Below are 24,465 nucleotides of genomic sequence, written 5' to 3'. Positions count from 1 at the left end.
GGCCGCCAAGGACGATGGACCTCCGATGGGCACGCGGTCAGCTCTTCCGGTCGGAGGCGGCCAGCTGCTTCACGGCCTTGTCCACGGTGGTCGACCCGCTCAGGAGCTGCTGGGACAGTCTTCCCATCAGGTCCAGGGTCTTGGAGGACAAGGCCACGTGCAGGGCGGGCTTGCCGGTCTTGATCTCGGACACGATCGTGGCGACGGCCGGGCCGGCCTGGGAGACGTCGATCGTGGTGTCGGACGCGATCGCGCCGGCCTTGGAGTAGAACGCCGTCAAGGCGTCGGTCGAGGTCAGGGATCGCACCAGATCGGCGGCCAGCTCCGGGTCCTTCGTCCACTTCGCGACCGCGTAGCCGATGCCGCCGTCGTACGGAAGGCTCGGGGTGGCTCCGTCGGCGACGACGGGGGCCCGCATGACACCGATCTTGTCGGGCGGCAGGAACTCGCCGAAATCCTTCCAGTGCCCGATGTCCGACATCAGCCCGATGATGTGAGCGGCCTTACCGGTCTCGAAGACTCTGAAGATGTCGGTGAACATCGCGGTGGAGTTGGCGCCGTCGTTGTTCAGCCCTTTGTCGCCGGTGTCCTTCCAGAGCTCGAAGATCCGCTTCACGTGAGGAGAGGTCCAGTCGCGCTTCCCGGCGATCCAGTCGTCGTACTCCTGAGGCGTCAGGATGCCGGATCCGAGGCCCGACATGAAGAACTGGATTCCGAAGCCTTCCTTGTTACCGAGCGCGAAGCACGTGGCCCCGGTCGCCTTCTTGATGGCGGCGCAGCCGCTGACCAACTCGTTCCAGGTCTTGGGCGGGTTCGCCGGGTCGAGACCGGCCTTCTCGTAGAGCGTCTTGTTGAAGTAGATCGGGTGCCCCTGCAAGGTCACCGGTGCGGCGTAGATCTTGCCGTCCTTGCTGAACGCGTCCCAGCCCGCCAGCCGGCTCTTGTCCTCGGCCACGTACTGGTCCAGCGGAAGGAGTGCGCTGACCCGGTCGCGGATCTGGCCGCCCCCGTTGAAGAGCATGACGTCGGGCCCCTTGCTGGACTGGATCGCCGTGCCGAGCAGGGTGTAGTACTGGTCGAACGGCTGGGCGACGAACTCGACGGTGACCCCCGGATGCCGCTTGGCGAAGTCGGCCTTCGCCTTCTCGATGTAGGCGGCGGCGACCGGTTCACCGGACTTCCAGTCCCAGACCACGAGCTTCTGCTGCTTCTGCGGCGACTCTGCGGACGGGGACTCCGTCCGGGTCGCGCTTCCGCAGCCGGCCACGGCCAGTCCCACGACCATCACGGCCGACCACAACGCCCGCTGCTTCATCGCTGCTCACTTTCCGAAAGCGGCACCTGGACCGGCCGTCTCCCGGGGAAACATAATTCGTATGACGTCTTAGGTCAAGACAGCTCACGTATACTGACGCGGTGGCGCTGTCACGTGCCAGGCCACCCGGAGGGGGATATGACGGCATCGGAGGAAACGGCCGGCAGTGTCCCGGTGCCACCGGCCTGGGTACGACGCCCTGCCAGTCTCGCCAAAGCGGTGACAGCCGAGCTGGTGGAGCGCATCGTTCGCGGTGTGCACCCGCCGGGCACGCCCCTGCCCCCCGAGCCCGCGCTGTGCGAGGCCTTCTCCGTGAGCCGTACCGTCGTCCGGGAAGCAGTGAAAGTCCTGCAGGAGAAGGGGCTGGTACAGGTCCGCCAGGGCTCCGGCACCATGGTGACCCCACCGGCGATGTGGGACATGCTCGACGAGCTCGTCCTCGCCGCGACCATCGTCGAGGACGCGAGCCTGACGATTCTCGACGACCTCGTCGTCACACGGCGCGTACTGGAGTCCGACATGGCGAACGTCGCCGCCCGCCTGGCCGGGCCGGACACTGTGGAGCAACTGCGCGCCCTGGTGGATCGGATGGACGAGCTCGTGGACGACCCGGCCACGTACGCCGAAGGCGACCGCGCCTTCCACGACACGATCATGCAGGCGTCGGGCAACCGCATCGCTCGTGGCGTCGTACGGTCGCTGGAAAGCCAGGTCTTCAACACCGCCCGCTACATGGGCCGGACCGAGCGGGCCTTGTGCGTGGCGTCGAACCTCGGCCATCGCCGCATCTACGAACGCATCGCCGCCCACGATCCCGAGGGCGCCGCCGAGGCGATGTTCAATCACATCACCGAGGCCTGGATCGTCCGCCGCAGCGGAACGGCCGATCCCGTACGGCTGCGGCGTTAGCACCGGACGCACCCCGTGAGACCGGCCACCCCGCCCGGGCAGGGCAGGGGGCAGCCGGCCGGCTTTTTCATACGAAACGATTCGATTGACGGACCGTGAAAGTTTCATCGCGGCACGTCCGTGGTGACGACGGCCGCTTCCCCTGGCCAGACGCGGGATCGACGGGGTGTCTCAGACGAGGGGCACCCAACGTCGACAAGGCCGAGCCTTGACAGGCCTAGTCACGGTCATATTTGCTCCGCTGCACCGTCGCCTCCAACACCGCGCGGAAGAAAGGAGATCCGATTACGGCGGCGTTGAGTGAGCGCTAACACTTTGACTGCTCGACCGGCCGGCCGATATGCGCCGAGCCGACGAATTTCGATCGGCAGAACGCGGCGCGCCGCGTCGACCCGGTATTCACCGAGTCGGAGACGAGAAACGCCGGCCGCCGACGGCCTAGCCGCCGGAAAGGTGGAGGAAGTGGCTTCCCATTTTGCGTGTGTCACCACGAGAACGGCAAAGGAATTTGCGTGATGTCGAGGCTTAGGTCCCTCTTAACCGTCATCGCGACCACGGCACTGCTCGTCGTCCTGACCACGACTCAAACGGCGCTGGGCGACAGCGCGACCCCGTCGCTCGCAAAACAGAGCGCTCTCGCGCCCACCGCGGGATGCGGCAAGACTCCGACGCTGAGAAGCGGTACGCAGTCGATGACGACCAGCGGGAAAAATCGCAGTTTCATCCTGAGAATTCCGGACAACTACAACAACGCAAACCCATACCGGTTGATTTTCGGATTCCACTGGAATGGGGGCACCGCCAACGATGTCGACTCGGGCGGAACCAGTGGGTATCCCTGGTCCTATTACGGGCTCAGGGCATTGTCGAACAACACCGCGATCTTCGTCGCGCCTCAGGGCATCAACAACGGCTGGGCCAACTCGGGCGGCGAGGACGTCACCTTCGTCGACGACATGATCCGGCGGATCGAGGCGGACCTCTGTGTGGACACCTCCCTGCGCTTCGCCCTGGGCTTCAGCTACGGCGGTGGCATGAGCTACGCGCTCGCGTGCGCCCGGGCCACGGTCTTCCGCGCGGTGGCGGTCTACGCCGGCGGGCAGCTCAGCGGGTGCAGCGGCGGCACCGAGCCCGTCGCGTACATCGGACTGCACGGCCTCAGGGACGGGGTGCTCAACATCTCCGCGGGCCGGTCGCTGCGTGACAGGTTCGTCAGGAACAACGGCTGCACGCCCCAGAACCCGCCGGAGCCGGCGCAGGGCAGCCTGACGCACATCGTCACCAACTACTCGGGGTGCCGGGCCGGGTATCCGGTCGCATGGGCGGCGTTCGACGCGGGCCACACCCCCGGTCCCGTGGACGGGAGGCCTGGCGACTTCGAACCCGGCGAGCGTTCCTGGACCAGGCCAGTGGTGTGGGAATTCTTCGCGCAGTTCGGAGGCGGCAACCCAACTCCGCCGGGGAACGCGCTCAAGGGTGCGGGGTCGGGACGCTGCCTTGACGTCGCCGGGGTGTCGCAGGCGAACGGCGCGCAGGTGCAGATCTGGGACTGCAACGGGCAGGCCAACCAGCAGTGGACCTCCACCGGCTCCGGTGAGCTGCGGGTCTACGGCGGCAAGTGCCTGGACGTGAACGGGGCCGGGACGGCGGACGGCACCGCGGTGATCATCTGGGACTGCAACGGCCAGAACAACCAGAAGTGGCGCCTCAACGCCGACGGCACCATCACCGCCGTCGGGGCGAACAAGTGCCTGGACGTGTCCGGGTCCGGCACCGCCAACGGCACCAGGGTGCAGATCTGGACCTGCCACAGCGGCACCAACCAGAAGTGGACCAGCGTCTGATACTGACAGCCTGTGACAGCTGACGACGCGCCATCGCCGGGGCCACTCATCGCCCCGGCGATGCCTTCCGCCCGCAACCCCCATGGGCTTGGAGAACCGAAATGGCTGATTTATCGCGAAGACAAGTGCTGAGATTCGGCGCGGTTGGAGCTGGAGCCGCGCTGTTGCCGGGACAGTGGACGGCGACTGCCCGGGCCGCGTCGGTGCCGCCTCCGCAGGTGCGCGCCGCGAACGATCTGGCGCTGTGGTACGACGAAAGCGCCGGTACGGACTGGCTGCGTGCGCTTCCGATCGGAAACGGCCGCCTGGGCGCCATGGTGTTCGGCAACGTCGACACCGAGAGGCTGCAGCTCAACGAGGACACCATCTGGGCCGGTGGGCCGTACGACCAGAGCAACACGAGGGGTGCGGCGGCGCTGCCGCAGATCCGGCAGCTGGTCTTCCAGAACCAGTGGAGCCAGGCCCAGAGCCTGATCGACCAGAACATGCTGGGCAATCCTTCGGCTCAGCTGGCGTACCAGCCCGTGGGCAACCTGCGGCTGACCTTCGGCAGCGCCACCGGCGTCTCGGAATACAACCGCTGGCTGGATCTGACCACGGCCACCACGACGGTGACGTACCTGCAGAACGGCGTGCGGTATCAGCGCGAGGTGCTCGCGAGCGCGCCGGATCAGGTGATCGCCCTCCGCCTGACCGCCGACAGGCCCGGCTCCATCACCTTCTCCGCGACGTTCGACAGCCCGCAGCGGACGACGCGGTCCAGTCCGGACGGCACGACGGTGGCGCTGGACGGCCTTTCCGGCGACCAGAGGGGTCTGTCCGGCAAAGTCAGGTTCCTGGCACTGGCCCGGGCCGTCACCGAAGGCGGCAGTGTCACCAGCTCCGGCGGCACGCTGCAGGTGAGGGCCGCCGACAGCGTGACGGTGCTGGTCTCCATCGGCTCCGGCTACGTGAACTACAAGGACGTCAGCGGCGACTACCAGGGCATCGCCCGGCGTCACCTCAACGCCGCCGTCGCAAGAACCTACGACGATCTGCGTGGCCGGCACGTCGCCGACTACCAGCGGCTGTTCGGGCGCACGACGCTCGACCTCGGCCGCACCGCGGCGGCCGACCAGCCGACCGACGTACGGATCGCGCAGCACGCCAACAGCAACGACCCGCAGTTCTCAGCGTTGCTGTTCCAGTACGGCCGTTACCTGCTGATCTCCTCCTCGCGTCCGGGCACCCAGCCCGCCAACCTGCAGGGCATCTGGAACGACTCCCTGACCCCGTCCTGGGACTCGAAGTACACCCTCAACGCCAACCTGCCCATGAACTACTGGCCGGCCGACACGACGAACCTGTCGGAGTGCTACGAGCCGGTGTTCAGGATGATCAACGACCTCACGGTCAGCGGCGCCCGCACGGCCCGGGTGCAGTACAACGCCGGCGGCTGGGTGACCCACCACAACACCGACGGGTGGCGGGGCAGCTCGGTCGTCGACGGCGCGACCTGGGGCATGTGGCAGACCGGCGGCGCATGGCTGGCCACCATGATCTGGGACCACTACCTCTTCACCGGCGACCTGGAGTTCCTCCGGCAGTACTACCCGGCCATGAAGGGGGCGGCGCAGTTCTTCCTGGAGACCCTCGTGCAGGAGCCAAGCCTGGGGTATCTGGTCACGAACCCGTCGAACTCCCCGGAACTGACCCACCACGCGGGCGTCAGCGTGTGCGCCGGACCCACGATGGACAACCAGATCCTGCGGGACCTGTTCAACGGCTGCGCCAAGGCCGCCGAGCTCCTCGGCACGGACGCGAGCTTCCGGGCGCAGGTCCTGGCCACCCGGGACCGGCTTGCACCCATGAAGGTCGGCTCACGCGGCAACATCCAGGAGTGGCTGTACGACTGGGTCGAGACCGAGCCGAACCACCGGCACATCTCCCACCTCTACGGCCTGCACCCCAGCAACCAGATCACCAAGCGCGGCACCCCCGCGCTGTACACCGCCGCACGGCGGACCCTCGAACTGCGCGGTGACGACGGCACGGGCTGGTCGCTGGCCTGGAAGATCAACTACTGGGCGCGGATGGAGGAGGGCACGCGGGCGCACGACCTGGTCCGCGCCCTCGTGACGACGGCCCGGCTCGCGCCGAACATGTTCGATCTGCACCCGCCGTTCCAGATCGACGGCAACTTCGGGGCGACGTCCGGCATCGCCGAGATGCTGCTGCAGAGCCACAACGGCGAGCTTCACGTGCTGCCGGCGCTGCCGGCGGCCTGGCCGAGCGGGAAGGTGCAGGGGCTTCGGGGGCGCGGCGGCTACACCGTGGACGCGACGTGGAGCTCCGGCGGGGCCACCGAGATCCTCCTCAGGTTCGACCGCGACGGGACGGTCAGCGTACGCAGCCGGATGTTCGCCGGAACCTACCAGGTGGTCGACACCACGACCGGCGGTACCGTCAGCGTCGACAAACCCGAGAGCGACGTCATCAGACTGACCGGCCAAGCCGGTCGTACGTACCGCATGACCGGGTCCGGCCCCGCGCCGGCGAGCTACGTGCGGATCGCCAATGTCACCACCGGCCTGGTGCTGGACAGCGGCGGGAATGTCGCCTCCGGGTCGAACCTCAAGCAGTGGAACTGGGACGGCAGCACCAACCTGCACTGGCAGCTCGTGGACCTGGGCGGAGGGTGGTACCGCATCGTCAGCCGCGCCAACGGCATGGTCGCCGACAGCTGGGGCAACACCGCCAACGGCGCCAACGCCAGGCAGGCGGCGTGGAGCGGCGGCGACAACCAGCAGTGGCGCCTCAGCGACATGGGCAACGGCCGCTACCAGATCGTCAACCGCGGCACCGGCACGGCCCTCGACGGTATGGGCAACAGAACCGTCGGGTCCTCCGTGGCCATGTGGACGCCGAACAACAACACCAACAACCAATGGACCATTACGGGCGTGTGAAACCCGGCGCCCCTCGCAGACCTCAACCCAACGCGCACCGGCACCCGGGACGCGCGCACGGCCTCGGCCGGCAGGAACGCGGTGAAGGGGATCAGCAGCATGGCCTGGATCGTCACCACCTGGTTGCCGGGCGCCGCCGGGCCGACCGGGCCCGTCACCCGCGCTGCTGATGTGGTTCGCGGTAGTGTCGAGATCAGATTCTCTGAGCGGCGACGTCGCTTTCGATCCCGATTCGTCGTGTGCGAAGTCGGAGGTGATCACGGTGCACCAGCTCTTATGACGGCCCCAGCCCGGGGGCGTCACGGAGCCGGAAGGTGACCGTATGAGCAAGACCGACAAGACCCGGCCCAGGTGGGTGCGGATGGCCGACGCGCCGCTGGTGACCTGCGTGCCCGTGCATGATCATCGCTTCGGGCCGTGCACGCTGCCGGACGAGGTCACTCCCGACGGCGCGAACTGGCGCAGGGGCGGCTGTTACTGGAGCGCCCCCGGCTACCACGTGCTCGTTTGCGAAACCAGGGGCGGATTGATCTTGCTGGGAACGGCGCCGGTGCTGATGGCGTAGGCCGCGTAGGGCGGCCGGCCTCGGGAAGCCGGCGCGAGACTGAAGCTCAGGCCGGCGGCTCCAGCATGGGCACGAGGAACCGCCGGGCCACCGCGGCCAGTTGCTCGTCGTCGTCCAGGTTGATGATCGCACTGGGGATCGTCAGGAAAGAGGTGGAGATCCGCACCATCATCTCGGCCACGAGTTCGACGTCGAGGCTGCTCGACACGTTGCCCGCACGCTGCTCGCTGCGGAGCTGGCCGGCGACGAAATGCCGCACGGTGGCGAGGGTCTGACCCCCGTCAGCCGTCATGGAGGGGACCAGCAGGTCCGGTTCCGTGGCGATGAGTCCGCCGATCAGCGGGTTGCCGCGAATGGCCCGCAATGAGCTCACGAAGCCCAGCACCACCCTGTCGGCAGCGGTGCCGGCTTGTTCGATGTCGATGAGGAACTGGTCGAAATAGCGGCGGAACTCCCGGCGCACCACGTGTTCGATCAACGTGTCCTTGGTGTCGAACCGCCGGTAGACCGTGATCCGCGACACCTTCGCCAGCCGGGCGACGTCCTCCATGGTGGAGCGCCTGATGCCCATCCGGCAGAACTGCTCGTACGCCGCGTCAAGGATGCGCGTCCGTAGCTCGTCGCTGTCGTCGACGCGCTCGACGGCATCGAAGTAGGCACGCTCCAGCAACGAGTCCGACGGCGCCATGAATCCGGACAGCACAGATTCCACGATCACCTCCTGTAGGGATTCTGCCTCAAACGCGGTCTTGTGATGCTCGTCACACTGTGCTCTGATGATGATACACAGATTCATGATTTGTTTCTCAGTATCATCCATTTTCTCGCATGCCCTGAGCGGGACCCCACCTCGAAGGAGTGCAGAGCATGGCAGAGTTGAGCAGGCGCGAGGCACTGATCTCGGGCACCGCCTTGGGAGCGCTCGGCGCGTTAGGGATGGTCTCCCCAGCCCAGGCGGACTCCCTGTCCGGCGACTGGACCTGGCCGGCCAGTGGTTCGATCGCAGGTTCCGGCAGCGGCGCCGACCCCCGATGGGTGTGGGACGACGTGGCCGATCCGCTCCTCGCCTCACTGCTCGACCGCGGTGCCATACCCGAGGTCAACCGGCTGCTGTACGACTGGAACCGCAACGACCAGCCCCTGCCCGCGGGACTGCCGGAGGATCTGCGGGCCTTCATCGAGCAGGCGCGTCAGCTGCCGTCGTGGGCCGACCCCACCATGCTGGATGCCGGGGCGCGGTTCCACGCGCTCAAGGGGAACTACATCGTCGTCCTCACCATTGTCGGCGCCGGGATGCTGGCCACCGCCATCCCCAAGGAGGCACGCGCTGTCTATTACTCCGCGGGCGGTGCGGATCTGAAAGACCGGATCGCCAAGACGAACATCCTGGCGTACGCGGTCAGACCACAGAACGCCTGGGGTGCCGGCGGCACGGCCGTGGTCGAGGCCGTGAAGACCCGGCTGGTGCACGCGGCGGTGCGGCACCTGCTGAAGTCGTCTCCCCACTGGTCCGGCCCTATCCCGATCAGCCAGGAGGACATGCTCGTCACGTGGCACACCCTGGCGACCTACTCCATGCGCGGGATGCGGGAGTGGAAGGTGCGCATTTCCCCCACTGAGGCCGCGGGGTACCTGCACTCGGTGCAGATGCTGGGGCACATGCTCGGCATCAGGGACGAGTTCCTCCCCGCCACCTGGGACTCCTCCTACGCCCAGTCGGACCTGGTCCTGCCCAGGAACATGGGGCCGACCCGGGAGGGGGTGGAGCTCAACGCCATCCTGCGGGACATGCTCGCTGAGCTGACCAGCCCCGGCGGCATCGACAAGCCTCTCGTCAACGCGTTCTCCAGGTACCTCACCGGCAACCAGGTGGCCGACTGGAACGGCATCCGACGCGAGCCGCTGTGGGACCCGGTGGTCAAGACCGCTTGGCCGCTATTGGTGCAGTTCCGGGAGGGTCTGATCGGGCTGCCGCTGGTGCCCGCCGCCGCCTGGCTCCTCGACGAGATGGTCAAGAAGTGGACCACGTACTATCTCACCAAGGGGGCACAAACCAAGATCGTGATTCCGACGGGCAACCGGCCCAGCTGATCACGGTCCAGGGGTGCCGCTCGGTTCCACAGGTCTGCGGCCCGTCGCCTCGAGAGCCTCCTCGAAGCCTCGTTCTGGCGGCGTCATTGGAAGCCGGCCACGTTCTCCTTCGTCACCATCTCGGTGCCGGTGTCGATGATCGCCGGGACCCTCTGGCCCCGGGCCGCGGCGACCGCGGTCTCGATGCCGATCGAGCCCATCTTGGCGGGGAACTGGGCGACGGACGCCGCGACTTCACCTGCGGTGATGGCCTTCAGCTCGCCCGGTGAGGCGTCGAAGCCCACCAGCACGAGCTCGCCCGGCTTCTTGCCGGCGGACTTGACGGCCTGGAGGGCGCCGAGGATCGGCGGCCCGCAGGCCCCGTAGATGGCGGCGATGCCGGGATGAGCGGCCAGGATGTCCTGGGCGGCGTTGAGCCCCTTGGTCTGGTCGCAGTCGGTGGCGGGTTTGGAGACCACGGTGACGCCGTCACCGAGCGTGGACAGCATGCCGGTGACGCGGTCGTCGAGCGAGGGGTTGCCGAGCCGCCCCTGCAGCACGGCGATCGTCGAACCGGGCTTGACGCGCTCGGCGAGCCAGGCGCCTGCCAGCTTGCCGCCCGCGAGATTGTCGGTCGCCACCACCGACGACTTACCTGCCCAGCCGGGGATGTCGTTGTCCACCAGGACGACCTTGACTCCGGCGTCCACGGCCTTCTGCAGAACGTTCTGGAGGTTGGGGCTGGTCGGCGTGATCGCGATGGCCTTGACCCCCTTGGCGAGCATCGACTCGATCTGGGCCGTCTCGCCTTCGTCGTCCGTGCCGCTCTTGCCCTGGCCGAAGAGGACCTCGACGTCCGGGTGGTCGCGGTTCCAGGTCTTCACCGCGTCGACCATGGTGTCGTAGAAGTCGACCGGGAACTTGGTGATGAAGCCAACTTTGATCGGTTCGGCGGCGCCGGGAGACGCCCCGGTCGTGGACGTACCGGAGCCGGTGGAGCAGGCGCCGAGACAGAGCGCCAGTGCGAGGGCCAGCGAGGCTGACCGGAGGTGTGGAGCCATTGTTCTCATCACTTTCGGGAGGGCGGTGGCGCGGAACGCCGGAGGGAGGTCACGAGTCGCCTCCGACGATGAGCGAGACGAGCGCCTGCCGGTTGTCCGGCGTAGGCGTCATCTCGCCGACCTTGCGACCGCGCCGCAGCACCGCGGCTCGGTCGGCGATCTCGATCACGTGGTCCATGGCATGGGAGATGACGATGACGGCGTGGCCCTCCTCGCGCAGGCGCAGGATGAGGTCGAGCACTCGCCTCGACTCGCGCAGCCCGAGCGCCGCCGTCGGCTCGTCGAGGATCACGACCTTCGACGCGAACGCCGCGGCCCTGGCCACGGCGATGGCCTGCCGCTGGCCTCCGGACATCAGACCGACCGGGGCGTGGGGGTCGGCGATCCCGACCTGGAGGCGTGTCAGCAACTCGCCCGTCGCCCGGGACATGTCCCGGCGGCGCAGCAGCCGCAGGCCGCGGGGAAGCCAGCGCGGCCCGGAGGACTCCCGCCCGGCGTAGAAGTTCGCGGCGGGATCCAGATTGTCGAACAGCGCGAGGTCCTGGTAGACGGTCTCGATCCCGAGGGCTCGGGCGGCGGCGGGCGAGCCCGTCGTCACCGCGACCCCGCCCATCTCGATGGATCCCGCGTCCAGCCGGTGCACGCCGCTGATGCACTTGATCAGCGTGGACTTGCCCGCCCCGTTGTCGCCGAGGAGGGCGAGCACCTCGCCGGCGCGCACCTCCAGATCCACGCCGTCGAGGGCGAGAACGGCGCCGAAGCGCTTGGTGGCGCCGCGAACGGCCAGGACGGGCGTCATGACCGCACCGCCTGCGCGACGCGGAAGCGGCTTTCCAGCCGCCCTCGGACGACGTCGGACTCGACGGCCATGACGATGACGACGCCGATGACGATCGGCTGCAGAAAGGCGTCGACGTCGAGCAGGTTCATGCCGTTCCGGATGATCCCGATCATGAGTGCTCCCACGAGTGCGTTGCCCACGCCGCCCCGGCCGCCGAGGAAGCTCGCGCCCCCTATGACCACGGCGGCGATCGAGTCGAGCTCGGCCAGGTCGCCGAAGGTCGGGGAGCCGGCGTTGAGCCGGCCGGAGGTGACGATCGCGGCGATCCCGGCGGCCAGGCCGCTCAGGACGTACACCGAGATCACCACCCGGTCGACGGGGATCGCCGCCCGCCGGGCTCCCTCCGGGTTCCCGCCGACGGCGTAGATCCAGCGCCCCCACACCATCCGCGTGGTGAGCAGGACGACGGCCAGCGCCACTGCGGCGACCAGGAAGGCCGAATACGGCAGCCAGCCCGCCGAGCCGCCGCCCGTCGCCTGGACGATCTCGGGCATGCCCTGCTGCGGTTGCCCGCCCGACAACCACAGGGCGAGGCCCCGCGCCGCGCTCAGGGTGGCGAGCGTGATGATGAAGGGGTGGGGCAGCCGCCCCAGGACGTAGCCCATGCCGTTGATCGCGCCGACCGCCATGCCGGTGGCCAGCATGGCGAGGACGACGACCGGTCCGGACGGTGCGGCGGAGTAGACCAGGGCCCCGATCACGGAGGCGAGCGCCAGCGTCGATCCCACGGACAGGTCGATCCCCCTGGTGAGGATCACCAGGAGCTGCCCGATGGCGAGCACCGCGATCACCGCGCTCTGCGCCAGCACGTTGCCCACGTTGAGCATGGTGAGGAACGCGGGTGACAACATGCTCATGATCACGACGAGGAGCAGCAGGATCAGCACCGGTCCGAGCCGGATGGCCAGCAGCGCGAGCCGCAGCGGATCGCTGCCCAGGCGGCGCACGGCTCCCGCCTCGACGGTCACGTCACCGCTCCGGACGGGTCGTCGTGAGTGGTCGGCGACGTCGTCCGCACCCGGCCGGAGGGGGTGTCCGGGGACGCGTCCCGGCTCCCGGCAGACAGGGATTCGCTGGGGGCGGTGTCCACCCGCTTCCCCGACTCGTACGAGCGGATCACGGCGTGCGCGAGCTCGAGCGCGCGACGCCCGGCGCGGGCGTGGACGGGCGGCGGATCGCCGGCGCGCAGGGCGGCGAGCACCTCGTCGACGTGCCGGTCGAAGGTGGCGTGGAAGCCCCGGTCGTCGTCGTTGAAGTAGCCCGCCTGCCACACCCGGCTCGTCTCGTCGCCGGCCGGCGTGTAGGTGTAGCGGCGGACGGTGTCCTCGACGAGGATCCGGCCGCGGGTGCCGTTGATCTCCAGCAGGTGGGTTCCCGGGTAGGCGTACGAGGAGTCGTACGTGCCGAGTAGCGTTCCCACCGCCCCGCTCGCGAACCGCACGGCGATCGCCATCGTCGTGTACGGCGGTCCGCCGGTCATCTGCGCCGTCACGGACGCGATGGGGCCGCACAGGTGCTCGACCATGTCGAAGCCGTGGCACTGGGTCTCGATGAGGTTGGCGTGAGGGTGCCGGCTGGTGCCCGCCTCTCCGCCGAATCGCCAGGTCGCGAAGACCAGCCGGCCCAGCTCGCCGCGCTCGATCGCCGCCGCCGCCAGCCGTACGGGACGAGCGTAGCGGTGGTTGAAGTTGATGGCGAAGAAGAGCCGGCGGGCCTCTGCCTCGGCGATCAGGACGTCCGCCTCGTCGAGCGAGAAGACCAGCGGCTTCTCGACCAGCAGCGGGATCCCCGCCTCGACCAGCAGCTGGGTGGTGGCGAAGTGGTCTTCGTTCGGCAGGCACACGGAGATCAGGTCGGGCCGCTCCTGGACGATCATCTCCTCCACGTCGAGATAGGGGCGCACGCCGAACCGCCGGGCGCGCTCGACGGTTCGCTGCTCGGTCCGCCCTACGATGGCGCGCAGCTCGGCGTCCTCGCGGCCGGAGAACACGCGTGCGTGGTGGAAGCCCCACCAGTCGCCGGTGCCGACCACCGCGACCCTGGTCCGATTGCCGTTCACTGTCGTCTCCTCCTTGCCAGGGCGGCCTGGACGAGTACGACCAGGACGAGGAAGGTGCCGCTGACCACCTGCTGGTAGGCGGAGCTGAGCGTGCCCACCTGGTTGATCAGGTTCTGGATCACCTTGAGCAGCAGCACGCCCGCGATGGTCCCCCCGAGCGATCCGGCGCCGCCGGTGAGCAGCGTGCCACCGATCACGACGGCCGCGATGGCCTCCAGTTCCCTGCCCTCGCCGAGAGTGGGCAGCCCCGAGGCCGTCTGTGCGGCGATGAGGACTCCCGCGAGGCCGGCCAGCAGGGAGCTCAGCACGTAGACCCGGACCCGTATGCGGGCCACGGGGAGCCCCATGAGCTCGGCGGCGTGCCCGTCCCCGTTCCCCGCGGCGAAGACCCGCAGGCCGAACCGGGTGCGGTTGAGCACCACGCCGGCCGCGGCGAAGACCGCGAGGGCGATCAGCACCGGAACCCCGACTCCGAGGACACTGGCCTGTCCGATCCGGGTGAGGGCCAGGTCGGCCGGGATGATGTAGACCTGGTTACCCTCCTGGGAGACCGCGAAGGCCAGCCCTCGGGCGAACAGCAGGGTCGCCAGGGTGACGACGAACGGCGCCAGCCGGGCCCGTCCGATCAGCAGCCCGTTCACCAGGCCGATCAGCCCGCAGACCGCCAGGGGCAGCAGGACCGCGCCCGCCGTCCCCCAGCGGGAGCCGTACGCCGCCAGGACACCGGACAGTGCGAGAACGGACCCGACGGACAGGTCGATCCCGCCGGAGAGGATCACGAACGTCATGCCTGTCGCGACCAGCAGCAGGTAGGAGGCGTCCAGCGCGATGGCGCTGAGGTTCCCCGGGCCGGTGAAGCTCGATCCGAAGGTCAGCGACCCGAGGAGGATCACCAGGACGAGCACCAGGGTGGCCCCGTGCCGCCGGGCGAGGACCGCCAGCCACGTCCGCCGGGTGCCGGCCGCCGGAGAGAAAGAGGCGGCACGCTCAGCCTGTCCGGTCGTCACGTCCCGCTCCTGTCCCGCTGCGCGTACACGGCGGCCACGATGATCACCGCTTGGATCATCCGGGCGGTCGAGTCGTGCAGGTCGTGCTGGATGACCGTGGCGATGATGAGCTGCATCAGCAGCGCCCCCATCAGCGTGCCGAGGATCCGGACGCGGCCTCCGGCAAGGGGCGTGCCTCCCACGACCACGGCGGTGATGGCGCTCAGCTCGATCAGCAGCCCGGTGAACGAGGGGTCGCTCGCGCTCTGCCGCCCGGTCGTGAGCACTCCCGCCATCGCTGCGAGCACCCCGCTGATCACGTAGACGGCGACCAGCGTCCGCCGTACGGGCAGGCCGGCCAGGAGCGCCGCGGGCCGGTTGCCTCCCACGGCCAGCAGCCTGCGGCCGAACGCGGCGCGGCGCAGGACGAACCCGGCGGCGGCGGCGACCGTCAGGGCCATGAGCACGGGCAGCGGGATCCCCAGCACCTGCCCGCCGCCGATGGCGGCCAGCGTGGGGTCGAAGATCTCGACGAGCCGGCCGTCCGCGAGCACGAGCGCCACCCCCCGTCCGGCTACGAGCAGCGCGAGGGTGGCGACGATCGGCTGGATGCCGTAGGCGACCAGCCCGCCGTTCACGAGTCCCACGGCCGCACCGGCGAGCACTGCGACGGCGACGGCGGGCCAGGGCCCGTAGCCGAGGTAGAGCGGCAGCAACGCCGCCGCGATGGCCATCGTGGAGCCGACCGACAGGTCGATGCCTTCGGTGCCGATCACCAGTGCCATGCCGAGGGCGACGATGGCCACCGGGGCCACCTGGACGAGTTGGAGCCGTAGGTTCGCGACTGTGGCGAAGTTCGGCGTGAACACCAGGTTGAACGCCAGCAGGAGGCCGAGGGCGAGGTAGACCCCGTAATCGGGCAGCCAGGTCACCCGCCCCGCCGCGCCCGTGCGGCCGGCCACGGTCGGCTCAGTCATCGAACCGCCCACCGGCAGCTCCGTCCGGGACGGCCGCGATCAGCTCCATGATCCGCCGCTCGCCGATCTCCGCGCCGCGCAGGACGCCGGCCGCCGTCCCGTCTCGCAGGACCACGACGGTGTCGGCGCCCTCCACGATCTCCTCCAGCTCCGCCACCAGGAGCACGCCGAGGCCCTCTTGAGCGAGCTCGTCGATGAGCGCCTGGATCTCCGCCTTGGCGCCGATGTCGATGCCCCGCGTCGGCTCGTCGAGGATCAGCACCGCGGGATGGAGACATAGCATGCGGGCGAGCAGCACCTTTTGCTGGTTGCCTCCGGACAGCTCGCCCACCTTCTGGTCGGGCGACGACACCTTGATCCCGAGGCGGCGGACGAACGCGTCGACGATGCGGTCCCGCGCCCGGCGGGACACCAGCCCGCCCCGGGTCAGGCGGGGCAATGCCGCGAGCGTGATGTTGTCACGGACCGACAGCCCCGGCACGATTCCCTGGGCCTTGCGGTCCTCCGGCACCATGCAGACACCCGAGCGGATGGCGATGGCGGGGTTCCAGCGTCGGCGGGTGCGCCCCGCCACTTCCACCGACCCGGCGTCGAGGGGGTCGGCGCCGAACACCGCTCTCACCGTTTCTGACCGGCCGGAGCCGAGCAGGCCCGCGAGTCCCACCACCTCGCCCGGGCGTACCTCGACGGAGACGCCGTGCAGAGCGTGCTCGCGCACGAGGTCCTCGGCCCGTAGAACCGGCGCGGCGCGGCCCACCTCGTGGGCCTCGCCGAAGCTCGTCACGCCGTGGCGGCGCACCTCGGCCACCGGCCGGCCGAGCATCGCGGCGACCAGGCCGATGCGGGAGGTCTCCAGGACGGGACCGGTATGGACCAGACGGCCGTCGCGCAGCACGCTGACCCGCTGGCAGACGCGGAAGACCTCATCCAGCTTGTGAGTGACGTAGAGGATTGCGATGCCCTGCTCGCGCAGCACCTCGATGACATCCGCGAGCCGGTCCACCTCGCGCGGGGCCAGTGAAGAGGTCGGCTCGTCCATGATCACCAATCGGGCGCGGGCACTGACCGCACGGGCGATCGCCACCATCTGCCGGATGCCGAGACCGAGCTCCCCGAGCGGCCGGCGGACGTCTACGGCCACGCCGTACCGGGCGAGGACCTCGGTGGCCTCGCGCCGCAGCCGCGACCGGTCGAGCAGCCTCAAGCGGGTGATCGGCTCCCTGCCGAGGAAGAGGTTGTCGGCCACGCTCAGCAGCGGGGCGAGCTCGACCTCCTGATAAATCGTGCTGATCCCGGCGTCCTGGGCGTCGGCGGGCCCGGAGAAGGACACCGGCTGGCCGAGGTAGCGGATCGTGCCGTCCTCGGGTCTGTGCACCCCGGTGAGCACCTTGATCAGCGTCGACTTTCCCGCCCCGTTCTCTCCCACCAGCGCGTGGGCCTCGCCGGCGTCGAGCCGCAACGAGACCTGGTCGAGGGCGAGGGTCCCGCCGAACCGCTTGGAGATGGCGTGCGCCTCGCACACCGGTTCATTCATGTGCCCGCTCCCGGACGTCGTGGGGGCGGTCCAGGCCGCCCCCGCCTCAGTAGGCGTTCGCCAGTTCGGCCTTGGCGTTCTCAGGGGTGTACTCCTTGTCGGAGATGATCGTCTTCGCCGGTACGCCCTTGCCTGCGTAGAAGTCCTCGAGCGCCTGGAAGGCGAGTGGTCCGAACCGTGGGTTCGACTCGATGACCGCGGCGATCCAGCCGTCGACGATGCCCTGGACCGCACCACGAGTGCCGTCGATCGTGACGATCTTCACGTCTCCCGGCTTCTTGCCCGCCGCCTTGAGCGCGGCGACGGCGCCGAGGGCCATCTCGTCGTTCTCCGCGTAGATGGCGCTGATGCCGGGGTTGGCGGAGATGAGCTGCTCGGTGACCGCGCGGCCCTTCTCACGGGTGAAGTCGCCGGTCTGCTCGGCCACGACCTTCAGCGCCGAGCCCTTCGCGGCGAGCTGATCCTTGAACCCCTTGGTCCGGTCGACGGTGACGTTCACCCCTGAGGCTCCGAGGAGGATCGCGACCTCTCCCTTGTCTCCCGTCGCGGTGATCATCGCATCGGCGGCTCGGGCACCCTGCTTGACGAAGTCGGAGCCGATCCAGCCGACGTAGTCGACGCAGGCCTTTTTGGTGGTGAGCAGCCGGTCGATCGTCATGATCGGGACTTTGGCATCCTGGGCCGCCTTGAGCGCGGGGTCGAGCCCTTCGGAGTTGAGCGGCGAGATGATCAGAACCTTGGCGCCTTGGGCGATCATGCCCTGGATGTCGGCGATCTCCTTGTTGAGGTCCGACTGCGCGTTCGTCGTGATCAGCTTGACGCCCCGCCGAGCGGCCTCGTCCTTGATCGACCGCGTCTCAGTGATCCGGAACGGGTTCGCCTCCTTCTCCGACTGCGCGAACCCCACGGTGACGTTCTTCAGATCGAGCTTGGGCACACCGCCGTCGTACCGCTCCGGAGTGCACAGCGACGCGTCTCCAGAGGTCGCCTCCACCTGCTGCTGGGCAGACGCGCCGGCGTCCGCGGGGCCGTCGCCGACGGACTTGGTGCAGGCGCTCAGCGTGAGCGCAAGCAGGCCGGCAGTGGCCGCGGCCGTAATTCTGCGGGGCATCAAGTGACCCTCCTTCCGAGGGAACGAGCACCACCTGCCATGATTTGCATTGTTTTGACAGGAAGTTGGGAGGATGATAGCCACGGCGGTCACCGATGTGTCAATACGCGTCGCCAGGACAACGTGCGGCAGTAGGCCGCTTGGACGCCTGCAGGCTGGCTATATATGGCAACGGCGGAGGAGGGGTGTTGCTGACTCGTTACGCGACCAGAAAAGATGTCAGTTCGTGTCAGAACTCATCGGTTCATGTCAGCAATGTGGACGTCGACCTGTGCGCCGACAAGCCGGTCCACCATGACGGACTCCGCCTTCGGGTCAGTGACCAGGACACTCATGCGCTCGGTGGACACGGTCTGGCACATCGTGTCGTGACCGATCTTGGAGTGGTCGGCGAGGACGACGACCTCGCGGCCGGCCGCGGCGAGGGCCTGGTCGGTGGCGGCGGCGAAGACGTTGGGCGTGGTCAGTCCCCTCTCGGGGGTGACGCCGTCGCCCGACAGGAAGGTCTGCGCGCCACGCAGGCCCGCCAGGTGCTGCTCGGTGATCGGCCCCACGAAGGCGTGGATGGACCGGCGCAGCGTGCCGCCCACCGCGACGACCTCGACGTGGGGCGCGTCCATGAGCGCCTCGACCACCATGGTGGAGTTGGTGACGACGGTGAGGGCCGGCAGCTCGGCGAGCCGACGGGCCAGCGCCGCGGTGGTGCGCCCGGGACCGAGCAGGACGGCGGTGCCGGGCTTCACGAGCGTCGCGGCGTGGGCGGCGATGGCCTCGCGCTCGGCCGCCACCGCGTCCGCGGAGGCCGGACGCGACGCCGTGGGGAAGACGGGCCGGGTCACGCCACCCCGAGTGGCGTCCAGCAGGCCCTCGCCTACCAGCGACCGCAGGTCCCGCCGGACAGTGGACTCCGAGGTGCCGAGCGCGCCGGCCAGCTCCCGGAACGAGGCGTACCCGTGCGTATGCACGTGCTCCAGGATGCGGCGTCGCCGCTCTGCGATCAGCATGGGACCGGGCTCACTCATCTATGGTCAGGCACCTCTGAGACGCTACTTTACTCCAGAAGTTGTCAACAGCGGTCAATTGGCGGAACCGGACATACGTCGCATCGTACGGCTCGCGCTCACTGTCCGGCAGGTATGTCCGGGGCGGGTACGACCGGTGGACCACCTCGCGCAGCTCGCCCAGAGAACCGATGCCCCCGTGGGCCATGACCTGGACGAGGAGGTTGCCGATACCGGTCGCCTCGACCGGCCCCGCGAGCACGGGGCGCCCGCCGATGTCTGCGGTAAGCCGGCACAGCGTGTCGCTGGCGGCACCGCCGCCGACGAGGTGTACGGCCTCCACCGGACGGCCGGTCAGCTCCTCGGCCTGCTCCAGGACCAGGCGGTAGGAGCACGCCAGGCTCTCCAGGATGCATCGCACCATCGCGGCCCGGCCGTCGGGCACCGGCTGGCCCGTCGCGCGGCAGAACGCCGCGACTTGTGCCGGCATGTCCTCCGGCTTCAGGAAGCCCAGGTGGGTGGGATCAATCAGCGGGCCGAAGGCCGGCGCAGCCTCGGCCTCGGCGACCAGGTCGGCATACGAAGCGCCGGTCCCCCAAGCTCGGCGGCACTCCTGGAGCAGCCAAAGACCGTTGAGATTGCGCAGGAACCGCACGGTGCCGAGCACGCCGCCCTCGTTGGTGAACCCGGCGAGCCGGGACTCCGGGGTGGTGATGGGCTCGGCCGTCTCCACACCGACGAGCGACCACGTGCCGCAGGAAACGTACCCGACTGTGCCAGAGGAGCCGCTCGAACCGGAGACGACGGGGAGCGCCGCAACCGCCGACGCGGTGTCATGACCGGCCACGGCGACCACGACGGCCTCGCCTGGCCGCCCGGATTCGTCCCGCAGCGGCCCGGCGACCGTGCCGGGCTCGACGATTTCCCCGCCGAACAGACGCGACGGCAGCCCGAGCCCGGCGATGAGGTCGCCGGCCCAGCGGCCGGTCCGGGCGTCCAGGAGCTGGCTGGTGCTCGCGATCGTCCGCTCGGTGAGCGTCTCGCCGCTCAGCCAGAGGGTGAACAGGTCCGGTAACATCACCAGCCGATCGGCGGCGTCCAGCAGCGGCGACCCGGCGTGCGCGAGCAGCTGGCACGAGGTGTTGATGGGCAGCGGCTGCACACCCGACACCTCGTAGTGCTCCTGAGAGGAGACCAGGGCGGTCAGGCCGGCGGTGTACGGGTCGCGATGGTGCCGGGGGTTGGCCACGAGCCGCTGATCGCGGTCGAGCAGCCCGAAGTCGTTGCCCCACGCGTCCACGCCCACGCTGACGACCCGACGCTCGCCGACAACACGCCCGATCCCGGCACGCGTCTCCGCCAGCAGGCGGAGAACGTCCCAGTGGAGCCCGCCGAGAATGCGAACCGGCACGTTGGGAAAACGATGGGCCTCGCTCACCACGAGACGCTCGCCGTCGAACTCCCCTGCGAGCACCCGGCCGCTCTCGGCCCCGAGGTCCACGGCGACGTAGGTGGGCACAGGCTGAGCCTATCCTGCTCACGGCGCTCGGAAGGTGCCGCAAGGTCACGGTTCGAGGGGCGACCGCGACCACGGTCGCCGGTCGCTTGGGCGGCACTACGGATCACCCGTGACGTGGGAGTTCTGGTTCAGCGCCCCGCCCGTGGACCGATGCCGCGCTCACCCACTCGACGCACGGGTTTCTGCCAGGAGCAAGGTGTTCAAGGTCGGATAGTCGAATCCACCTTCCAGAGCGCTCGCCGTGCCCTGGGTGAGCAGCTCGCGCGCGGCGCGTGCGGCCAGCCCGTACGCCGCCTCCGCGATCGAGGACCCGGCGCTGATACGGGCCACGCCTACGGCGGTCAACGAGAGCGCCTACATGGCGGAGATCATCCGTGCGGGGATCGACTCAGTCGGGAAGGGGCCGTCGGAGGCGGCGCTCGCCATCGGCATGACACCGCGCTCCGCGATGAGATGGATCTCTCCCGCGGACCATCGCAGCCCTGACCGCGTCCGGCTCGCCGATCATCCCGCTGCCGCCGGCGTCGGAATGGGTCGGCCACGCGCAAGTCGTCGGGGGTGCCACCTCAGCAGGGAGCGATCCTCGCTGCGATGGCGCCTCCGCCATGGTTTCGCTGATACCGGAAGATCCCCAGGCCGGCATGTCCTGAGGTGACGAGGGACAGGGTCAGTTGGTGCCCCGATGCGGCGGGGGGCAACATCTCGATGTCGCCCCTCATTGAGCTGACCCCATCCTGAAAGCTGCTGGTCAGTGGGGCTGGCGTGGGTTGAGGCTGGGGTGCTCGTCCCGGTCAGGGCGTGATCGGTGGCAGGTGATCGTCCGTCATCACTGGATCTCGGCGTTCAGTCGAAGCTCTTCCCGGCGGCATTGACCGCGCGGTGCCGACACCGCGGCCGGCGGTGACCTGCCCGCTGGTCCCGCTACGGGCAGTCACTCGTGGCGGTGAGGCCGAGGAGCGTTACCGTGATAGCGCATGATCGATGCGTTCGAGCGCCTCAGTCAGCACCTTCCGGGGGCAGCCGACGTTGAGTCGGACGTACCCCTCTCCTCCGGGGCCGTAGACCCGGCCGTCGTAGAGATTGACAGCCGCACGGTCGACAAGGAACTGGTGCAGCCCGCCCACACGAGCGTCAAGCTCACGAGCCTCCAGCCAGACCAGGAACGATGCGTCCGGCGGCATCGGCGTGATCTCGGGCAGCCGCTCTTGGACGAACTCGTGCACGAAGGCCACGTTGCCCTTGAGATATTCGGTCAGCCGGTCGAGCCACGGACCACCCGTAGTGTAGGAAGTCTCTAAGGCCAGACGGCCGAAGTAGTGCGCGTTGATCATGAACGATGCCCGCATGGCGTTCAGCAGTTCGGAGCGCAGGGATGGATCGGCAACCGAGAGTGTGGCCGATGGCAGGCCGGCAAGGTTGAAGGTCTTCGTGGGAGCAGTGCAGATGAATGCTCGGCGGGCGGCGTCGCTGCTGATCGAGGCGTAGACCACGTGGGGCCGACCGTTCAGTCGGATGTCGCAGTGGATCTCGTCGGAAATCACCAGAAGGTCGTGGCGCGCACAGATGTCGTTCACGGCGAGCAACTCGTCGGCCGTCCAGCTCCGGCCCGAGGGATTGTGGGGATTGCAGAGCAACAGCACCTTCGCGCCGGACGCGGCCAGCTCGGCCAGGTTGTCGAGGTCGAACTCGTAGCGGTTGTCGATGAGCCGGAGCCGGTTCACGAGCAGCCGCCGATGGTTACCGGTAATGGCCTCGAAGTTCGGCGAGTAGACCGGTGATTGGACGATCACCCCATCTCCAGGGGCGGTGAAGGTGCGCAAGATTGCTGCGACCGAGGACATGATCGCAGGGGCCGGGAGGAGCGTTTCCACCGGTGGTGTCCAGCCGTGCCTGACGGTGAACCAGTTCTGCACAATCTGGAAGTGTTCCGGGTCTCGCAGGGTGTAGCCGTAGATGCCGTGGTCCGCAGCGGCGCGCAGCCGGTCGATGACGGTCGTCGGCGCCCGGAAGTCCATGTCGGCCGTCCATAGCGACAGCAGATCCTCGCCCCGGACACGCGGTGAAAATTCGTCCCATTGGTTAGCCCATTTGGCTGACCCAAAAGTGACGCGGTCGTACACCGTGTCAAAGTCGGGGTCGGCGCCGTACTCCGCGGTGGCGGTGGGCCTGGCTTTTGGCGGTCTGGTGGTCATGCGAAAAACTTCTCCACTCCACGGGCGACACGGCAGTCTGCGTGGTCGTGGCTGCGGGGCCGATCCGGAGCCACGACCACCGGCTAGGTACGGGCTCAGCCGTTCTGGCCGATGCCGGCTTTGATGAGTTCCGGGATGATCTTCTTGCTCTCGTCGAACGAGATCAGCACGATGGCGTCCGGGTCTTGGGCCTTCACCTTCTCCACCTCGGCCGTGTAGTTGGCTGCGTTCGCGTCGTAAAGGGCATAGGAGACGACTTTGCCGCCGGATTCCTCGTAGAAGGAGCGGACGTTCTTCGCCAATGCCTCTCCGTAGGCGTCCTGCCGGGCGAGGATTGCGATGTTGCGGTGACCGTCCTCGCTGATGGTCTGGGCCATCACCTGCCCCTGCAGGACGTCGGAGGGGGCCGTGCGGAAGTACATGCCATGGTCGGGGTAGGTGTCGAATGCGGTCGAGGTGTTTCCGGCCGATATCTGGACGACGCCAGCCCCGGTGATCTTGTCGATGACCGACAGCGACACCGACGAGGAAGCGGCGCCGATGATGACGTCGGCACCACCGCGAAGCAGTTTGTCGGTCTCGGACGGCGCAATGTTCGGCGACCCGTCACCGGAGTCGCCCTTCAACTGCTTCACATCCTTGCCCAGCACACCCCCGGCCTTGTTGATTTCGTCAATGGCCAGGTCCACGCCGGCGAACTGCGGGGCGCCGAGGAAGGAGCTGTCCCCTGTGGCAGGGAGCAGGGTGCCGAACGTAAGGGTGCCGTCCCCCTTGGGGATTGGGCCGCTGACCTTCTGGTCGGCTCGGATGTTGGCTTGGTCCGGAGTGGTGCCGTTGACGTAGCCGACATTCTTGTAGTTGTTGTCCTGCCCGAATTGGTAGATGCCGACGGTCGCCGCGGACGGGCTTCCTGTCGAGTTCATCTTGATCGGGCCAGAGGCGCCGTCGTAGTCGATGTCCGTTCCGTCGGCGAGTAGGTCGGCGCACTGCTTGAAGCTGGTGCACTTTGTCCCATCCCGGGTAATGCCGATCTCCTTCTCGGCGATCGCCTTGCCGGAGTCGTTCTTGGCGGCGACCGCAGCCAGGGCTGAGAGGATCGTGGCGTCGTAGGCCTCCGGAGCGTAGGTGAAGTCCTTCACCTTGCTGTTGATCTTGAGGATCCTCTGCCGGAACTCGTCGCCGATCTTGCCGCCGGGCAGGGTGGCGCGCACACCGTTGAGAGTGCCCGGCTCGAAATCACCGGAGTAGTCGGCGGTGTTGCCGTCTACGAAGTAGAGCTGGGTGCCCGCCGTGCCCGCCGTGCCCGCCGTGCCGGCTGTGGCCGGCGTGGCTGACGGCTCGCTGCCGGCTGCGGTGGGGCTGCTGCTGGAACCGCAAGCGGCCGTTGCCAGCGCGGCGGAGACCAGAACGGCGATACAGGTGATGCGTCTGGGGAGCGGCATGGAACCTCCAAGTGTGGGTGAGGACCGTTGCACCCTTGGTGTGGCGCACGGCTGTGTCGTGGCGGATTTCAGGAGCGGACGCGATGGGAGG

At 68.6% G+C, this 24,465-nt stretch carries 20 protein-coding genes; 5 read left to right on the top strand and 15 right to left on the bottom strand.

What is annotated here, in order from left to right:
- Positions 1-37: 37 nt before the first annotated feature.
- On the bottom strand, positions 38-1,315 hold the full coding sequence (locus ACIBX3_RS11320) for an ABC transporter substrate-binding protein (protein WP_397115636.1): 1,278 nt from the start codon (positions 1,313-1,315) through the stop codon (positions 38-40).
- Positions 1,316-1,534: 219 nt separating this feature from the next.
- Here ACIBX3_RS11320 and ACIBX3_RS11315 point away from each other — a divergent pair, with 219 nt between their 5' ends.
- The 4 genes from ACIBX3_RS11315 to ACIBX3_RS11300 all read left to right on the top strand — a co-directional run bounded on the left by ACIBX3_RS11315 (position 1,535) and on the right by ACIBX3_RS11300 (position 7,581).
- Positions 1,535-2,224: a FadR/GntR family transcriptional regulator gene (locus ACIBX3_RS11315; protein WP_397115634.1), complete on the top strand. Its 690-nt coding sequence runs from the start codon at positions 1,535-1,537 to the stop codon at positions 2,222-2,224.
- A gap of 863 nt (positions 2,225-3,087) precedes the next feature.
- Positions 3,088-4,068, top strand: a complete 981-nt coding sequence (locus ACIBX3_RS11310) for an RICIN domain-containing protein (protein ID WP_397115632.1) — start codon at positions 3,088-3,090, stop codon at positions 4,066-4,068.
- 125 nt (positions 4,069-4,193) lie between these two features.
- Positions 4,194-7,016: a glycosyl hydrolase family 95 catalytic domain-containing protein gene (locus tag ACIBX3_RS11305; RefSeq protein WP_397115630.1), complete on the top strand. Its 2,823-nt coding sequence runs from the start codon at positions 4,194-4,196 to the stop codon at positions 7,014-7,016.
- Positions 7,017-7,338: 322 nt separating this feature from the next.
- Complete coding sequence (locus ACIBX3_RS11300; RefSeq protein WP_397115628.1) at positions 7,339-7,581, top strand: hypothetical protein; 243 nt, start codon at positions 7,339-7,341, stop codon at positions 7,579-7,581.
- Between the two features lie 46 nt (positions 7,582-7,627).
- Here the strand turns inward: ACIBX3_RS11300 and ACIBX3_RS11295 are convergent, their stop codons facing one another.
- Positions 7,628-8,293, bottom strand: coding sequence for a TetR/AcrR family transcriptional regulator (locus ACIBX3_RS11295; protein WP_397115626.1), 666 nt, complete (start codon positions 8,291-8,293; stop codon positions 7,628-7,630).
- A 155-nt stretch (positions 8,294-8,448) separates the two neighbouring features.
- Here ACIBX3_RS11295 and ACIBX3_RS11290 point away from each other — a divergent pair, with 155 nt between their 5' ends.
- Positions 8,449-9,672 carry an oxygenase MpaB family protein gene (locus tag ACIBX3_RS11290; RefSeq protein ID WP_397115624.1) on the top strand — a complete coding sequence of 408 codons (1,224 nt, stop codon included), beginning with the start codon at positions 8,449-8,451 and terminating at the stop codon, positions 9,670-9,672.
- An 83-nt stretch (positions 9,673-9,755) separates the two neighbouring features.
- On the opposite strand, the gene ACIBX3_RS11285 is transcribed toward ACIBX3_RS11290, so the two are convergent.
- The 13 genes from ACIBX3_RS11285 to ACIBX3_RS11225 all read right to left on the bottom strand — a co-directional run bounded on the left by ACIBX3_RS11285 (position 9,756) and on the right by ACIBX3_RS11225 (position 24,374).
- Positions 9,756-10,712: a sugar ABC transporter substrate-binding protein gene (locus ACIBX3_RS11285; protein ID WP_397115622.1), complete on the bottom strand. Its 957-nt coding sequence runs from the start codon at positions 10,710-10,712 to the stop codon at positions 9,756-9,758.
- Between the two features lie 49 nt (positions 10,713-10,761).
- On the bottom strand, positions 10,762-11,511 hold the full coding sequence (locus tag ACIBX3_RS11280) for an ATP-binding cassette domain-containing protein (protein WP_397115620.1): 750 nt from the start codon (positions 11,509-11,511) through the stop codon (positions 10,762-10,764).
- Positions 11,508-12,521 (bottom strand): ABC transporter permease, encoded by a 1,014-nt coding sequence (locus ACIBX3_RS11275; RefSeq protein WP_397115618.1) that lies wholly within the window; start codon positions 12,519-12,521, stop codon positions 11,508-11,510. The genes ACIBX3_RS11280 and ACIBX3_RS11275 overlap by 4 nt, the downstream gene beginning before the upstream one ends.
- The gene (locus ACIBX3_RS11270) at positions 12,518-13,612 is read right to left on the bottom strand and encodes a Gfo/Idh/MocA family protein (protein ID WP_397115616.1); all 1,095 of its coding nucleotides are present in this window, start codon (positions 13,610-13,612) and stop codon (positions 12,518-12,520) included. The genes ACIBX3_RS11275 and ACIBX3_RS11270 overlap by 4 nt, the downstream gene beginning before the upstream one ends.
- The gene (locus ACIBX3_RS11265) at positions 13,609-14,619 is read right to left on the bottom strand and encodes an ABC transporter permease (RefSeq protein WP_397115614.1); all 1,011 of its coding nucleotides are present in this window, start codon (positions 14,617-14,619) and stop codon (positions 13,609-13,611) included. The genes ACIBX3_RS11270 and ACIBX3_RS11265 overlap by 4 nt, the downstream gene beginning before the upstream one ends.
- Complete coding sequence (locus ACIBX3_RS11260; protein WP_397115612.1) at positions 14,616-15,575, bottom strand: ABC transporter permease; 960 nt, start codon at positions 15,573-15,575, stop codon at positions 14,616-14,618. The genes ACIBX3_RS11265 and ACIBX3_RS11260 overlap by 4 nt, the downstream gene beginning before the upstream one ends.
- Positions 15,568-17,109 (bottom strand): sugar ABC transporter ATP-binding protein, encoded by a 1,542-nt coding sequence (locus ACIBX3_RS11255; RefSeq protein WP_397115610.1) that lies wholly within the window; start codon positions 17,107-17,109, stop codon positions 15,568-15,570. Before ACIBX3_RS11255 ends, ACIBX3_RS11260 begins: the two co-directional genes overlap by 8 nt.
- Positions 17,110-17,155: 46 nt before the next feature.
- On the bottom strand, positions 17,156-18,220 hold the full coding sequence (locus tag ACIBX3_RS11250; RefSeq protein ID WP_397115608.1) for an ABC transporter substrate-binding protein: 1,065 nt from the start codon (positions 18,218-18,220) through the stop codon (positions 17,156-17,158).
- Between the two features lie 236 nt (positions 18,221-18,456).
- Positions 18,457-19,242 (bottom strand): DeoR/GlpR family DNA-binding transcription regulator, encoded by a 786-nt coding sequence (locus tag ACIBX3_RS11245; protein WP_397115606.1) that lies wholly within the window; start codon positions 19,240-19,242, stop codon positions 18,457-18,459.
- On the bottom strand, positions 19,235-20,740 hold the full coding sequence (locus ACIBX3_RS11240) for a rhamnulokinase family protein (protein WP_397115604.1): 1,506 nt from the start codon (positions 20,738-20,740) through the stop codon (positions 19,235-19,237). The genes ACIBX3_RS11245 and ACIBX3_RS11240 overlap by 8 nt, the downstream gene beginning before the upstream one ends.
- 159 nt (positions 20,741-20,899) lie before the next feature.
- The gene (locus ACIBX3_RS11235) at positions 20,900-21,070 is read right to left on the bottom strand and encodes a hypothetical protein (RefSeq protein WP_397115602.1); all 171 of its coding nucleotides are present in this window, start codon (positions 21,068-21,070) and stop codon (positions 20,900-20,902) included.
- 629 nt (positions 21,071-21,699) lie between these two features.
- On the bottom strand, positions 21,700-22,932 hold the full coding sequence (locus ACIBX3_RS11230) for a MalY/PatB family protein (protein WP_397115600.1): 1,233 nt from the start codon (positions 22,930-22,932) through the stop codon (positions 21,700-21,702).
- Between the two features lie 95 nt (positions 22,933-23,027).
- Entirely contained in the window at positions 23,028-24,374 is a 1,347-nt protein-coding gene (locus ACIBX3_RS11225; protein WP_397115598.1) for an ABC transporter substrate-binding protein, read from the bottom strand.
- Between the last annotated feature and the right edge of the window lie 91 nt (positions 24,375-24,465).

Source organism: Nonomuraea sp. NPDC049480 (assembly GCF_044465905.1).
Classification (GTDB): domain Bacteria; phylum Actinomycetota; class Actinomycetes; order Streptosporangiales; family Streptosporangiaceae; genus Nonomuraea.
Note: the sequence above shows the minus strand (reverse complement) of the source record. Positions and strands in the feature narration are given on the sequence as shown.